Genomic DNA, 13,873 nt, shown 5'->3' with positions numbered 1-13,873 from the left:
TCCACACCGACTACCGGCGCCCATTCAACACCTTCGCTGAAACAGTTTCGGCAGTTATCGGACTGCATTTCTGGCGGGCCTCGTGAATAATCCTCTAGGCATCGTGCACTCGGTCCGATATCCTATCATTTCCTCGGGATGCACAACGAAGGCTATCACCTAGATCACCACCTGTCGCCGATGATTCCGTACTGGAATCTACCGAAAGCGCACGAGGCCCGATTGCGGGACAAGTTATACGCGAACGTAATCGATGACACGGGCCCAGCATCCCGAACAGTATTTTGGCAATTCAGGGATATTGTCCGACAAGTATCCTCCGGCAACACCGCCGCACGGCTGGGCGGATTCACTGACATCAAGACTATCGACTCCACGAAGTAGTCTTTCAATAGGGGGTGCTGCCGTTCCCTTAACCACAAGCTAGGATTACCGAATGAACGTTCTTCCACGCATAAAGTCCCCGTTCCAAGATGCGCGCACGGCCGCACTCATGGGCGTTGGCGGCATGCTCTCGGTACAAACTGGTTCGGCAGTATCTATCCATCTCTTCCCAGTTTCTGGAACCAGCGGAACAGCCTGGCTGCGACTTCTGATCGCCGCTCTGGTTCTTACGATATTCGTAAGACCACGGCTAAGGGGAGCTTCGGCGATCTCGATCGTCTATGCATGCGGTCTCGGTGTGATGTCCGCCCTTATGACCCTTTGCTACTTTGGGGCAATCGCAAGAATTCCACTCGGCGTAGCGAGCTGTCTTGAGTATTTGGGACCTTTTGCTGTAGCAATCGCCGGCTCTCGAACCCGACGAGACTTCATCTGGCCGATCATTGCCGTTGTTGGCGTTATTCTCGTTTCTCAGCCATGGCTTGACAGCTTCGATGTAATTGGAATTCTACTTGGTGCTGCCGCCGGGGTATTCCTCGGCGGGTACGTCCTTCTAAGTCAACGCGTCGGTGATGCATTCCAGGGGTTCTCCGGGCTCACAGTTGCAATGTTGGTGGCATGTGCAGTTTCAACGCCGTTCGGTGCACCACAAGCTCTCCCGAACCTAAACGTCAACATCGTCGCAATGGCGATATTCGCAGCAATACTGCTACCCCTCCTGCCATACATACTCGAAATGCAAGCATTGCGCGGGATGCGAGCTAGCGCCTTCTCTACCTTGATGAGTTTCGAACCGGCGCTGGCGTGTCTTATCGGTTTCCTGATACTCGGCCAACAGATGTCTGCGACTCAACTCTCAGGCATCGCTCTCGTGATATTTGCGGGTACAGCGGCCGTACGGCATGGAGGGAGAAGCGAAGAACAATTGGGAATTTCCTCTAAACCTAAAATGGAGACTTACGCCGATGGTCACTGAACCGTTGGAAAATGCCCGTACTGCGACAACAGACGAATTGGAGAGAGCGAATCGAGTAGCTTCTCACAGTATCGTTGTCAATCGGGGCCTCGGTCCCACGTTACTGGTGACAACAGGCGATCACAGTGTCGATGCGTCGGCGCTGTCCGCACTGGTCTCGGCATCCCAGCACTTGCAGCACTTCGGGATTTCGACAGTCGTAGCAACGTTGGATTCCATTCCGGCCGAGATAAATACGTTGCGGTTCGCCACGACCTACGCGCTTGAGGACTTCAAGGCGCTCTCGACCCAGGGACGACCCGCTGCATATATGTTAGGACCAGTGCTGAGCGGGCACCGGTTTGAGCTTGAGTCGTTGTCGCGCAACACATTGGAACTAATGGTGGAGTCCATCGAATTGGTGCGGATGCGCGGGTGGTCTCAGGCCGCTGGCCTACCGGCCGAACCGAAATTCGTGAGGTGGCATAAACCGGGTTCCGATTCGATCGGTGTCATACAGTTTCATGCGGATTGCGATGTGGTCGCGAAGATAGGTCCGCGGGAGGTAATCGAGGCCGAGGCGGAGTTCATCACCAAAGCAAACTGTAAGCTCAAACAATCTGGTTCTTCACCGCTCTTCCCAGATGTCCTCGCCGTAATCAACGAGGGCGAGCGCGCTGTTAATGTGATGGGCGCATTGAAACCAGCGATGCTGGTCGACCGCGTATTCGCTAATGAAGCACGTACCGCTCTACGGGACGATGCGAATTCCGCTCTCCGGCCATTCTTTGACACGCTTGCTGCGTGGTACATCGGTACGTCGCAAGCAGAAAGGCCGACTGTTGCGGACTACCTGTACCGCGGACGATTTCACGCGCTACCAGTGCACCAAGACTTCCAGGATACCTTCCTCAGCCTAGTACCCGAGATGGATGTCGGAGAGCTTTGCGGCGCTCGGGTTCGCCTACCAGATGGCTCCTCCGTCGCCGGCCTGTCCGCCGCAGCGCGCTGGCTGGACGAGGTTATCGACGAGTTACTGCCTGACACAGGCAGCGCAATGCACGGCGATATCTACCTGAGCAATGTCCTTCGCCGCACAGATGGCCGTATTGCGTTGATAGATCCTCGCACAGTCTGGGAAGGGCATCGAAGGCCTGACGAGGGTTTCGGTGACCCTGTTTTCGATCTATCGACGCTGCTCCATGGATTGCTGCCTATGGCAGCAATCCTTGCCGCTGTCGATCAAGGCAACACCGATGAGCTGTTTTGTGCGGCACCTACCCTCAACCGAGACGTGCTCGACCTGTCAGGACTAGACCTTCCATTCCAGAGCTCGGCCGCCCTCCAAGCAGTGGAAGCTCAGATGTTGCGGGTCCCGCCCAGTGGTGAATCACCAGATCGCATGCGAACACGGTTATACATCGGCGCCGCCGCTTCCCTCCTAGGGTGGCTGAAGTATGAGCGATCACTACGGACCAGTTCGGCATGGTTTGCAACGTATGCCTATGTCGTTTGGTATCTGAGCCGGGCAAAAATGTCATTTCTGAACCTAGAACAAGGAAAAATTGATGGGCACTCTCGACTACAATTTGCTTGCCGCTGAATATTCGAAACACCGGCGGACGTATCCTGGCCTCGTCGAGCATATTCTAGAGCGGTCCGATCTACACTCAGAATCAAATGTTCTGGAGATCGGCTGCGGAACGGCGAATCATCTTTCAGCAATCAAGTATGCGACCGGAGCCAGGTGTATCGGTGTCGATCCTTCGACCGAGATGCTCGCCGAAGCCGCCGCATCGCCGCTTGATCTCGAACTCCGAGTCGGGACAGCGGAAGATCTGTGGGAAGTACCAGCGTCTCTCGATCTCATTCTGTCTGTCGACATGCTTCACTACGTCCGCAGACCCGATCTCTACTTCGGTGCGGCCTTCCGTTCGCTAGCGCCAGGAGGACTCTTTTGTAATGTGACCGAGTCCGCCTACATCATTGAAAACCGCAAACCAATGGCAAAGTATTTCCCCGCGACTGTTCCGGTAGATCTCGCTCGTTACCACCCTGTTTCATTCGTTAAGTCCGAACTGTCCGCAGCCGGATTCCAGGCACTGGACGAAGTAATGATCGAAAGCGTTTACGAGGTTGAAGAGTTGTCCGGCTTCGAAGATCGCTGTTATTCCAACCTGCACTTGATTTCCGAGCAGGAATATCGCAGCGGTCTGGAGGAAATGCGCTCAGACCTTGCCAATGGTCCGATACCAGGGATCATGCGCAGCACTGTGCTATGGGCGGTTCGCGCCTAGTGTTAGCTCGTTACGCACGTCCTGAGATGGCAAGACTTTGGACTGATACTGAAAAATTTGCGTCGTGGGCAAGAGTCGAGATCTTGGTCTGCGAGGCATGGAGCGAAATTGGAACGATACCCGCCGATGTCGTGAGTATCATCCGAGGCTCTCCGGTACCCTCACCTGAGCGAGTCGCCCAGTACGAGAAGGAACGCGATCACGAACTGCTTGCATTTCTTGCGGCGTATACCGAGGGAATGCCGAGCATTGCCTCTCGCTGGCTGCATTTTGGCGTTACCAGCTATGACATCGTCGACACGGCGCTGGGCCGCACTCTGGCCGACGCTTGCGACTTGTTGATTGCCGCGTCCGAACAGCTGCGAAGCGCCCTGGCGCGACGTGCTATCGAGCACTGGGACACGTTGTGTGTTGCGCGTACGCACGGGGTTCACGCGGAGCCAACAACCTTCGGCCATAAAATGGCTGGCATCGCCGCAGCGGTCGATCGGTCGGTCCGACGACTCGCGGCAGCCCGGGCCGCCATCGCAGTTGGCACCATCTCCGGTCCAGTCGGCACCTATTCCAGTGTCGACCCCAGGGTTGAATCGTTTGTTTGCGAACGACTCAGCCTGCGTCCTGAACTGTTCCCTAGCCAGGTCGTAGCGCGTGATAGGCACGCAGAGGTGCTCAATGCCGTTGCGGTGCTCGGCGCTGTCGTCGAACAACTCGGGCTTGAACTCCGGTTGCTCCAGCGGACTGAGGTCCGCGAGATCGAAGAGCCGCGTACTGCGGCGTACCAGGGTTCGAGCGCCATGCCACACAAGCGAAATCCAACTACGAGTGAGCGGATATGCGGACTCGCCCGATTGTTACGAGCTAACGCTGGGGCCGCTCTAGAAAATGTCGCAATGTGGCATGAGCGAGATCTTGCGCACTCATCGGTAGAACGGATTACGTTGCCCGACAGTCTTACGATTGCTCACTTTCAAGTGCACACCGCAATCGAGGTAATCGACGGTATGCGAGTCTTCCCCGAGAAGATGTTGGAGAATCTCAACAGTACCAACGGGCTCATTTATAGTGCACCAATCATGCTCGAAATGGTCGCAAATGGTTCAGACAGAGACTCATCCTATCGCGCAGTTCAGGCTGCAAGCCTTGAGAGTTGGGAAAGCGGTCGGCATCTCCATGAAATTTTACGAGAGCGTAACGTGACGGTGGCTGCAACGACTTTCGATCACCAAGCCTTCTTAGGAAGTCGCACAGAGCTACGAGCCCGACTGGAGGAATTCATCCATGTGGAATATTGAGATTGTAGATGGCACTGGACTCGATGTGAGCGAGGTTCAATCGCTTTACCGTGCATCGACATTGGCTGAACGGCGCCCGAGCGACGACAGCGAACGATTGCGGTCGATGCTCGTGGGATCCAACCTCATTGCCACGGCTCGCATCGGTGACCGACTCGTGGGGCTGTCAAGGTCACTGACGGACACCGACTACGTTACCTACCTCTGCGACCTAGCGGTCCACGCTGATTTCCAGCGTATGGGCATCGGAAAAGATTTGATCCGGGCAACGGCTGCGGCCGCGCCGCGTTCGAAGATTGTGCTACTCTCCGCACCCGATGCTATGGAATATTATCCGCGAATCGGATTCAATAGACACAATTCAGCCTGGGTGCTGGACGCATTAAAATGACAACGCTAGAAGCGCCGATTATAGGTATCAGCACTTATCAAGAACAAGCAAGTTGGCGGGGCTGGCACAGGTCGGCGTCCTTGGTCCCAACCGATTTCATCGACAAGATCAGAGGTTCGGGCGGGCACCCGATTCTATTGCCGCCTGCCAATTCATTGGCTCTACACAGGACGGCGGAGCGTCTGATCCGCACAATCGATGCGTTACTTATCGTTGGCGGGCCAGATATCGATCCTCATCGAAACAGTCCTTCGGCAGCGCCCGCTACCAGTTCTCTACAGTTGGACCGCGATGCGTGGGAATTCGAACTCTTACAATGCGCATTGGATCAAAGGAAGCCCTTTTTGGGTGTATGTCGAGGAATGCAGGTGCTAAGCGTGTTGCTTGGCGGAAGTCTCCATCAACACCTACCTGATGATTTGGGAACCAATAACCACCAACCGGCCGGAGCGAATTTTGGATCAAATCGGATTGCATTGGACGCGTCACGAGAACCGGGTCTTACTTTGGGTACGTCCATTGTGGCGCCTTGCTACCACCATCAGGCCATTGATCGCCTCGGTCAGGGGTTGATCGTCACGGGCATTAGCTCGGACGGGGTCATCGAGTCGATTCAGCTCGATCATCACGATTTCGTAGTAGGGGTGCAATGGCATCCAGAAGTGATGATCGACGGACAGGCACTGTTTACCTCATTCGTGCAAGTCGCTCACAGGGGGAGTGCAGATGCGTCCACTAAAGACTGATGGGTTTCAAGCGCTCCTTGCCGCCGTTGCAGACAAGGCATCCCAGTGCACCCTCGCGCTGGATGCCGTGCAAATGGCCCTCACTTTGGACGGCCGGCAGCCCGCAGACAGCGGCCGAGCTGCCCTGGCTAGGCCAGATCTCAAACTGCTAGATGTGCTGGAGAGCTCGAACCCAGTCCTTTCGACGTACCCATTGCCTGGCTGCGAATATCTGTTGCTCGCGACGACTGGTCGTCTACATATATCCTCCGGGATCGAAATCGCTCCCAACCCGGCACATCCGATTGGTACGATCGATTGGCATGGACACCGACCGCAGCACCTCGATGAGGCTGTAGCGGCAGCGCGGGCGGCCGACCACTCGGTATGTGCCGAACTCCGACGATGGCTGGGCAGATCATCCCCGGAGGAGATACATAACCAGCTGGACTATATCGAGTATTGTCTATTGCACATGGCACCTGTGATCCTGCATGTGGGAGATCAAAGCTACCTGAATCTCGGGCGGTCGGCGAATCTTCCTGGCAAAAGCATTGCGCCGGGTTCACCTGAGAGCGTGTTGACAATCTTACGCCAAACGCCGGTTGAACAATGGGCTGTCGAAGACGCAGGACTTGTGGCAGGGCTTTCTATAGTCCTGCAATCGGGTCCTCCTACTCGTGTGGAAGAACTCAATGGGAAACAGTTGCTCCCCGACCGTATCGAGACAATATTGCGGCGAGGCCTTCTCGAACTTGGCGTTGATATTCCCCCGCACAGCGATTCCGTTGATGTGGCCCCATCGCTGGAGCTTTTGGCCCAGCAGTCCGCGACCGCTCGTGCGGAGGCAGTTACCTCGGGGCGGACAGCCTACCGAATGATCAACGGACTGACCCTGTGTAAATCCGAACACTGGATGCGGGTTCCGCTGCAAATCGCCGACATTCCAACGCATGCCATCGATTACTGGGCGAACCTCGGCATGGGTGAGTTGGCTCCGGGAAATGACTTTAAGCAGTTGAATTCAGCCATCCGACCGGCTGTTGAAATGCTGGCGCTCAGCCCAGGGCGACCTGAGTTCCAGGCTCCTATCGAACACGCACTGCACGGCTATCTAGCCTCCCTTGCCGACGGATTCTCGTGTGATGTCGCCATGAGTCGAGGGCCCAAACGATTTTCTCCCCTTCGCTCTACGCCCCCTGTCGGTGACCTTCCGCTGTCATTACGGACATCCGACTTCTTCTGCTGTGTCACACCCAGCACCGCCTTTCGTGAGAGGTTTACTGATTCACAATCCGACTTGGTTCAAACGCTTTGTGCATACAGCACTAGAATGCGTTATAATACATGGCACTACTTGCCGCACACCCTAGGAATACATCAGGAGTCACCTGAACGTGACTGGTATTTTGCTCCGAGCGTGGCAGATGTGACCGAATGGTCGGACCAGCATCACACCGGCCATGTGAACTTCGGTGTTCGCCATGCGGTTCGTGTCCCCTTCGGAATCGAATTCGATGGTCGGCAGTTGCCAGGCCTGTATGATCTCCGTTTGATGCGCACCGACGGAGCTCCGTTCGAGCCAGGCTCCCTTCGCCAGGCGGTGGCGGCGAGTTGGCTTCTTGCGGCGTTCTACAAGGAAACCTCACGCCTCGAATTGGATATTGACGGTTTCGACAACGAATGGTATCGGCAGTCCTATGGATGAGTTCTTGAATGGTGCAACGATCGCGGATATACGATCCATGCTCTCATCGCGGGAGCTTTCGGTCGTGGAGTTGGTCGAATGGACTCTAGCCCGTTTGGACAGCGTCGAACCCATGCTACATGCCTTCGTAACGGTGGATCGCGCGTACACCCTGGATCAGGCGGCAATCGCTGACAACCGGATCCATCAAGACGGCGTTGGCGCCTGGGACCGAGCACCGCTGCTCGGCGTCGCGATTTCCGTGAAGGATCTCGTCCCTACTGCGGGGCTGCGGACAACCCGCGGCTCACTTGAGAGTCGTGATTGGACTCCCCGGGCTGATGCTATCGCGGTGGCCCGATTGCGCGCGGCTGGGGCCGTTATTCTCGGGAAGACAGTTACATCTGAATGCGGTTGGAGCGCTGGCACCAGTAACCAGCTCACTCCGGCTACGAGCAATCCATGGAATATTAACTACAGTTCCGGTGGGTCAAGTGGCGGGGCCGCCGCATCGATCGCTGTCGGCGTGGGTACGGCCGCAATTGGCACCGACGGAGCTGGATCGATCCGTGTGCCAGCTGCATTTTGCGGCATCGTTGGTCTGAAGCCAACCTTTGGACGAGTACCGTACGAACCTCTCAGCCCTGAGCGCCTTTCACATATGGGTCCCCTTGCTCGGACAGTTGCCGATGCGGCCACACTAATGGAAGTTATGTCGGGGCCCGACCCCGCCGACCCCTATTCGCTATCGGTACCGCCATGTAGCCCGCCACCGATCGGTCAGTTGCGAATCGGATGGGTTGACCCACCCGGGCCGTACCACGCTGAGTCGGATGTCCAACGTGCCTGCGTGTCCGCCCTTAGGGTCCTCGAGGAGCAGGGGCATATCGTCGATTCAATTGGCACGCCGTTTCCGGATTTGTACGACGAGTTGACTGTATTACTGGCAGCGGAGGCCGGAAGCCAGCCATCTGCCTCTGATCCCACTACCGACCTAGAGCGTCTGGCGGTCGTGAACTACGGCCGAACACTGAGTGGGACCGAGGTGTTGAGCGCTGAGAGAACTCGTGCCCGCCTCACCCAATCTATGGCACGGTTGATGGAGAGATGGGACATACTGGCGATGCCTACGGTTCCGATCGAACCGTTTCCTGTGAATTCGTGCAGACCTGACCACCAAGACTCGCACGTGGATCCGATGGAATGGCTTCACTGGTGTTCAGCGACGTATCCGTTCAACCTCACCGGCCAACCCGCCATCTCGATACCTGTAGGTCTTAGCCCCAGAGGCTTCCCCGTCGGGTTGCAGCTGGTAGCGAGGTGGAATGAGGAGCCACTACTTGTCTCAGTCGCAGAAACGATCGAACAGACGCTTCCGCACTACCGCGCCTTGATAAAGAATGAAATGAGCAAATTGTGCCGCCTGTGAGGCATCCCCGGACCAGTAAATGTTTTGAATCAACTACGGTCGGAAGTCATGACTTTGTCCGGCAATACGGTCTGTGGACCGACGATCAGTATGAAGCTGCCCGCTGTCTAGAGGCCCAATTGGAGGACCTCGACTTCGTGCGGCTCGTCTTCTGCGATCCGCACGGGCTGGCTAGATCGAAGATGCTCACGGCCGAGGCGTTCCGAGTTGTCCTGCGCAACGGGATGGACTTCAGCCCAGGACCATTCATCTTCGATACGGCACACACGATCCCGTTTGACATCTTCGCTGAGGGGGCTGAGTTGGGTGTCCCCGAGCTGACCGGCGCCGGCGATTTCCTCCTGGTACCGGACCCTCTGACGTTCCGAGAGCTTCCGTACACGAGCGCTAGAACCGGATGGGTCATCGGCGATGAGTATCTGCGAGATGGGTTGCCACATCCACTGTCCGGACGTGCCGCGCTACGCCGCCTCACCAACGACCTAGGCGATCTCGACAGAGAATTCACGGTGGGGCTCGAAGTGGAATGGTATCTCACCAAGAGGACGTCGGATACACAACTGGCTTCGGTCGGACGATTCGGCACGCCTGGCGAACCGCCGTGTGTTAATCCAGTGAACACAGGATACCAGTTCAACCATGATGGGTACATTGATGCATTAGAGCCCGTTCTCCATCCGCTCTCGCAGTTCCTCCTCACGCTAGACCTTCCATTACGGACGATCGAGCATGAGTCCGGGCCGGGACAACTCGAATTTACCTTCGCGCCGCTTGAAGGACTTGCAGCGGCAGACGCGATGCTCCTATTCCGTACTGTCACCAAACAGGTGTGTGCGCGACTGGGATATCACGCTTCATTCATGGCAGTGCCGCCTTTCCCTGGGTTCGATACCAGTGGGTGGCATCTACACCAATCCCTTGCTGAAAAGTCTTCTCGACGTAATACCTTCGTCGACACAACCGGGCGGAATCCGCTCAGCGATGAAGGTATGAGTTATTTAGCTGGCATAATCGAAAATGCATCAGCGGCTACAGTGATGTGTGTTTCCACACTGAACGGCTACCGCCGACTTGGCGAGCAGAATACTTTATCCCCCGACCGCATCGGATGGGCGGTCGAGAATCGTGGCGCATTCCTACGCGTTCTCGGTGGTTTCGGTGCGGCATCGACCCATATTGAGAACAGGATAGGCGAGCCATGCGCGAATCCTTACCTCTATCTAGCCTCGCAACTCGCCGCTGGCCTCGACGGAGTCCGTAGGGGCGCTCTTCCGCCACCGCAAATTGATGATCCGCATTCCGCGAGAGCATCCGAGCTTCCGCGGGACCTCGCAACTGCCCTGTGCTTCTTCGAGGCCAGTGATCTCTACAAGAGAACACTGGGAGATCCGCTTAGCCGACTGCTCATCAACCTCAAGAATAGCGAATTGGAGCGATATCGAATTTGGACGAAGACGTGCGAAGAAGAAATGGGCAATCTAGATTGGGACAAACGTGAGTACTTCGCCAATTATTGATGTAGTAAATAGTACTCGTATCGTTAAGAACGTCGATGATATCAACCCTGCCATCGTTCAGATGATCGAAGCCAGCGATGCAAATTTCAACTACAGTCTTGAATTTCTGCAAGCCTACGGCCTCCACCCGATCCAACCGGTTCATGATCAGTGGTACCTAGAGATCTATGGTCGCAGTGGGAAGCCGATCGCGTTTGCGCCCTGCTACGCCCAAGGAGATCCGCTCCAGGCATTGGGTCTCGCAGATACAGAATTGGCTCTATTGAGTCATGTTTGGCATTGTTCCGATTCACGACTCGTTGCGTCCGCAGAAATATCGCCCGAGGTCGCCGAGATCGCCATCGGCGCTATGCGACACATCGCCCATCAGGCTGGACTGCGGCGCTGTGGGTTCATCAATGTCGCGGCAGACTCACCAACAGCCAATGCATTGGAATCTATCGGGCTTATCGCGGCTCCGATCGACACTCGCTACTGGTTGGACCTGAACGCGTGCGGCGACGAGGAAGGATACCTCGCACGTCTTGACCGGAGCGCCAGGCGTGAGTATCGACGCCATCAAAACAGAGCCCGGGACGCGGGGGTTGTAGTAACACACCGCTCGGCATCGGCCGATGAGGACCTCAACCAGCTCAAACTGTTCGAGTCGACGATGGCGCGAGTGGGCTCACCTGGCTACTACAGCGCCGAAAGGCTCGCCGCATTCCTGGCGGAGGCCCCGTCTGCCCGCATCATCGAAATCTCCAGTGCCGGGACTCTCTTGGCGATGGGAATCATCTTTGCCGATAGTAGTCGGATCCATGCTTGGGCGTGCGGATGGATTCGAGACCCTGGGCTGCCCTTTAGTCCCTACTATCTGATTTGGGCAGAAACCCTTCGACTCGGCTTCCAGATTGGTGTTCCCAGACTTGAGGGCGGTCGGCGTAACGGACCGTTCAAAGAGCGGTACGGTATGGCCGCCCAACCACTGAATGCATATTTGACAGACAGCCGGTTGTCCACTAGATAGCTTGATGGTGGCACATCGCTCGGTTCGACTCTGCCAATAGATCAAGGTTCGAAGTGAATGCGAGTCGCTCCGAGATAACGATCGGCTATTTCCAACACCGAGCTATAGCGAGATTTGCCGTGCAGCGCATGTCAATGGGCGCTGCACGGCCGGTGCCTCGGAGCTGTGAGAGGGACACTACCGCGGTGATCGTCGCGGCGGTTCCCGATGGTCGGGAAACCCCAGGCCCCCGAAACCCAGCTCAGCGCCTCCCCGATCCCTCCAGCATGTCGTCACGCGTACACAGGCGGATTTTCCCGCCCTCCGCCAGTGCCTGCGCGTCCAGCTCAAGACAATGGCCTTGGCCCCCATGGATTCGTCTATCTAATACCAGCGTTCTGTTGGCCCGACGCGGGCTGGAAGGGACACTGAGAGTTTATGGCTGGTCGGAAGCGGCATTCCGCCGAGGACATCGTGCGCAAACTGCGTCGCGCGGACGAGCTGACCGCGGAAGGCAAAACAGGCGAGCAGATCGCCGCTGAGCTTGGTGTGTCGCGACAACCCTGTACAACAACCTGGGCGCGGTCCTCGTCGCTGATCTCACGGCCTTTGGACCCCAGGTTTTTCCGCATCTTGGTCCAGAACCCGGAACCGTCGATGAGCTCGACGGTCCCCTTGCGCTCTGGGTGCTTAGCGTTGTCGAGTATCCAGATGTAGGTGGCGATGCCGGTGTTGAAGAACATGTTGGTCGGTAGTGCGACGATCGCTTCGTCGAGGTTGTTCTCCAACAACCACTTTCGGATATTCGACGGCCCGGATCATGCGGCACCGTTGAACAGTGGCGATCCGTTCATGACAATGCAGACGCGTCCGCCGCTGTCCTCAGGTGCTCGCATCTTGTTGGCCAGGTGCAGTAGGAACAGCATCTGGCCGTCCGTGGTGGCTGGCAGGCCGGGGGCGAACCGGCCGTACGGCCCGGCCTCGTCGCGTTCCTTGGTGATCGCCTTCGCGTACTGCTTCCAGTCGACGCCATAGGGCGGGGTTGGACATGCAGAAGTCGAGCTTGCGCCCGCGGAAAGCGTCCTCGGTCAACGTGCGTGACGATGCGGACCTTATCCCGGTCCTGTCCTGCGCACGATTTTCGAACCAGAGACCAAGGTCGAGATCGTGGGCCACCGCCGATCACCGATCCGCGCCTTCGGTGCGATCGTGAGCGACATCGGCGTCGCCGTCGTGCAGTACCCCGGCGAGACCGACGAGGACGGTGGCGACGTGTCGATTCACGTCGGGTCGGTCACTGTCGTCCCCGCGGATGGTGGCATCGGTGGCAGGCAGCAGCGCCGTCGGCACTGCAGGCCGGATGGTGGAAAGCCCGGCGCGCCTGCATGATCGACACCGGAGGATTCCTGGACCTCCGGTCGAAGCCGGGAGTCGATTCGGATGCGCAAACTGTTGGCAGCACCCCGAACCAGCAGCGGGCACGTCAAGATAAGCCACGATTGCCAGACTCCCCGCCCGGCCCCACCGCGGTACGTGAGCTGGTTCGACGTCCGCGGTGGTTGTGCTGGTGAATATTGACGTCGGTTATCGGTGAATCCCGCCGTCACTCAGTGACATATCGGGCCGACTCGATCGGCGAATTTTGACGTCACCGAGGGTGGGGCGGGTTTGCGCGTGTGCATGCGGATGGCCGTGATGCCGTGTGTCGAAATCGCTTGAGACAGTTGCCGCCCGGGCATATTGTGCCGGGCATGCGCATACTTCCCTGTGGGGCGGACGATCTGGACGAGTTGGCTTCCCTTCGGGCGCAACTGTGGCCCGAAGCCTCTGTCGATGAGCATCGTGCCGACGTCGGCGAACAATACGACGGCTCCGGCGTCGCGGCCGCATTTCTCGCCCGCGATGATCGCGGCTCGGCAGTTGGGTTCGGTGAGATCGCGTTGCGCCATGACTACGTCAACGGATGTGACACCTCACCGGTTGCTTTCCTCGAAGGTCTCTTCGTCGTTCCCGCCCACCGCAGAAGCGGAGTTGCCCGGGCTTTGTGCGAGGCGCTGGAGGCCTGGGGCCGCGACCAGGGCTGCACCGAACTCGGCTCCGACGCTCTTCTGGGCAACGTCACGGGACAGCAAATGCACGCCGCTCTGGGCTTCGCCGAACGCGAACGTGTCGTGTACTACCGGAAGATGCTGTGAACCAGCATTGGTA

The 13,873-nt window shown here is 57.3% G+C and carries 13 protein-coding genes and 1 pseudogene; 13 read left to right on the top strand and 1 reads right to left on the bottom strand.

Translation table 11 applies throughout. The features are described 5' to 3' along the window. Nucleotides 1-138 precede the first annotated feature (138 nt). The 11 genes from ACFWU5_RS27255 (at nucleotide 139) to ACFWU5_RS27205 (ending at nucleotide 11,686) form a co-directional block, all read left to right on the top strand. A complete protein-coding gene (locus tag ACFWU5_RS27255) occupies nucleotides 139-384 on the top strand; it encodes a fatty acid desaturase (protein WP_379269719.1) in 246 nt (81 codons plus the stop codon). 52 nt (nucleotides 385-436) lie between these two features. Next, nucleotides 437-1,360, top strand: coding sequence for a DMT family transporter (locus ACFWU5_RS27250; RefSeq protein ID WP_379269717.1), 924 nt, complete (start codon nucleotides 437-439; stop codon nucleotides 1,358-1,360). Next, entirely contained in the window at nucleotides 1,350-2,942 is a 1,593-nt protein-coding gene (locus tag ACFWU5_RS27245; RefSeq protein WP_379269715.1) for a hypothetical protein, read from the top strand. The genes ACFWU5_RS27250 and ACFWU5_RS27245 overlap by 11 nt, the downstream gene beginning before the upstream one ends. Continuing rightward, nucleotides 2,908-3,636 (top strand): class I SAM-dependent DNA methyltransferase, encoded by a 729-nt coding sequence (locus ACFWU5_RS27240; RefSeq protein ID WP_379269713.1) that lies wholly within the window; start codon nucleotides 2,908-2,910, stop codon nucleotides 3,634-3,636. Before ACFWU5_RS27245 ends, ACFWU5_RS27240 begins: the two co-directional genes overlap by 35 nt. Then, nucleotides 3,618-4,928: an adenylosuccinate lyase gene (gene purB / locus ACFWU5_RS27235; RefSeq protein WP_379269711.1), complete on the top strand. Its 1,311-nt coding sequence runs from the start codon at nucleotides 3,618-3,620 to the stop codon at nucleotides 4,926-4,928. Before ACFWU5_RS27240 ends, purB begins: the two co-directional genes overlap by 19 nt. Next, nucleotides 4,915-5,319, top strand: a complete 405-nt coding sequence (locus tag ACFWU5_RS27230; protein WP_379269709.1) for a GNAT family N-acetyltransferase — start codon at nucleotides 4,915-4,917, stop codon at nucleotides 5,317-5,319. The genes purB and ACFWU5_RS27230 overlap by 14 nt, the downstream gene beginning before the upstream one ends. Further along, the gene (locus tag ACFWU5_RS27225; protein ID WP_379269707.1) at nucleotides 5,316-6,065 is read left to right on the top strand and encodes a gamma-glutamyl-gamma-aminobutyrate hydrolase family protein; all 750 of its coding nucleotides are present in this window, start codon (nucleotides 5,316-5,318) and stop codon (nucleotides 6,063-6,065) included. The genes ACFWU5_RS27230 and ACFWU5_RS27225 overlap by 4 nt, the downstream gene beginning before the upstream one ends. 454 nt (nucleotides 6,066-6,519) lie before the next feature. Continuing rightward, nucleotides 6,520-7,752, top strand: coding sequence for a hypothetical protein (locus tag ACFWU5_RS27220; protein ID WP_379269706.1), 1,233 nt, complete (start codon nucleotides 6,520-6,522; stop codon nucleotides 7,750-7,752). Beyond that, on the top strand, nucleotides 7,745-9,160 hold the full coding sequence (locus ACFWU5_RS27215; RefSeq protein ID WP_379269704.1) for an amidase: 1,416 nt from the start codon (nucleotides 7,745-7,747) through the stop codon (nucleotides 9,158-9,160). The genes ACFWU5_RS27220 and ACFWU5_RS27215 overlap by 8 nt, the downstream gene beginning before the upstream one ends. Next, nucleotides 9,157-10,677, top strand: coding sequence for a glutamine synthetase family protein (locus ACFWU5_RS27210; RefSeq protein ID WP_379269702.1), 1,521 nt, complete (start codon nucleotides 9,157-9,159; stop codon nucleotides 10,675-10,677). Before ACFWU5_RS27215 ends, ACFWU5_RS27210 begins: the two co-directional genes overlap by 4 nt. Beyond that, nucleotides 10,655-11,686 (top strand): GNAT family N-acetyltransferase, encoded by a 1,032-nt coding sequence (locus ACFWU5_RS27205; protein ID WP_379269701.1) that lies wholly within the window; start codon nucleotides 10,655-10,657, stop codon nucleotides 11,684-11,686. Before ACFWU5_RS27210 ends, ACFWU5_RS27205 begins: the two co-directional genes overlap by 23 nt. A gap of 548 nt (nucleotides 11,687-12,234) precedes the next feature. Here the strand turns inward: ACFWU5_RS27205 and ACFWU5_RS27200 are convergent. Beyond that, nucleotides 12,235-12,766: pseudogene (locus ACFWU5_RS27200) on the bottom strand (class I SAM-dependent DNA methyltransferase); the annotation flags it as partial. A gap of 108 nt (nucleotides 12,767-12,874) precedes the next feature. Here ACFWU5_RS27200 and ACFWU5_RS27195 point away from each other — a divergent pair. Together ACFWU5_RS27195 and aac(6') are read left to right on the top strand one after the other, a co-directional pair. Next, nucleotides 12,875-13,054 (top strand): hypothetical protein, encoded by a 180-nt coding sequence (locus ACFWU5_RS27195; RefSeq protein ID WP_379269700.1) that lies wholly within the window; start codon nucleotides 12,875-12,877, stop codon nucleotides 13,052-13,054. Between the two features lie 362 nt (nucleotides 13,055-13,416). Further along, on the top strand, nucleotides 13,417-13,860 hold the full coding sequence (gene aac(6') / locus ACFWU5_RS27190; RefSeq protein WP_379269699.1) for an aminoglycoside 6'-N-acetyltransferase: 444 nt from the start codon (nucleotides 13,417-13,419) through the stop codon (nucleotides 13,858-13,860). The last annotated feature ends 13 nt before the right edge of the window (nucleotides 13,861-13,873 follow it).

The organism is Nocardia sp. NPDC058640, from assembly GCF_042716995.1.
Classification (GTDB): domain Bacteria; phylum Actinomycetota; class Actinomycetes; order Mycobacteriales; family Mycobacteriaceae; genus Nocardia.
Note: the sequence above shows the minus strand (reverse complement) of the source record. Positions and strands in the feature narration are given on the sequence as shown.

Excerpts from the sequence above, each read along its gene's own strand:
- ACFWU5_RS27225 (WP_379269707.1), top strand. The coding sequence starts at position 5,316 with ATGACAACGCTAGAAGCGCCGATTATAGGTATCAGCACTTATCAAGAA.
- ACFWU5_RS27255 (WP_379269719.1), top strand. The coding sequence starts at position 139 with ATGCACAACGAAGGCTATCACCTAGATCACCACCTGTCGCCGATGATT.
- ACFWU5_RS27215 (WP_379269704.1), top strand. The coding sequence starts at position 7,745 with ATGGATGAGTTCTTGAATGGTGCAACGATCGCGGATATACGATCCATG.
- purB (WP_379269711.1), top strand. The coding sequence starts at position 3,618 with ATGGGCGGTTCGCGCCTAGTGTTAGCTCGTTACGCACGTCCTGAGATG.
- ACFWU5_RS27230 (WP_379269709.1), top strand. The coding sequence starts at position 4,915 with ATGTGGAATATTGAGATTGTAGATGGCACTGGACTCGATGTGAGCGAG.
- ACFWU5_RS27245 (WP_379269715.1), top strand. The coding sequence starts at position 1,350 with ATGGTCACTGAACCGTTGGAAAATGCCCGTACTGCGACAACAGACGAA.
- ACFWU5_RS27240 (WP_379269713.1), top strand. The coding sequence starts at position 2,908 with ATGGGCACTCTCGACTACAATTTGCTTGCCGCTGAATATTCGAAACAC.
- ACFWU5_RS27220 (WP_379269706.1), top strand. The coding sequence starts at position 6,520 with ATGGCACCTGTGATCCTGCATGTGGGAGATCAAAGCTACCTGAATCTC.
- ACFWU5_RS27250 (WP_379269717.1), top strand. The coding sequence starts at position 437 with ATGAACGTTCTTCCACGCATAAAGTCCCCGTTCCAAGATGCGCGCACG.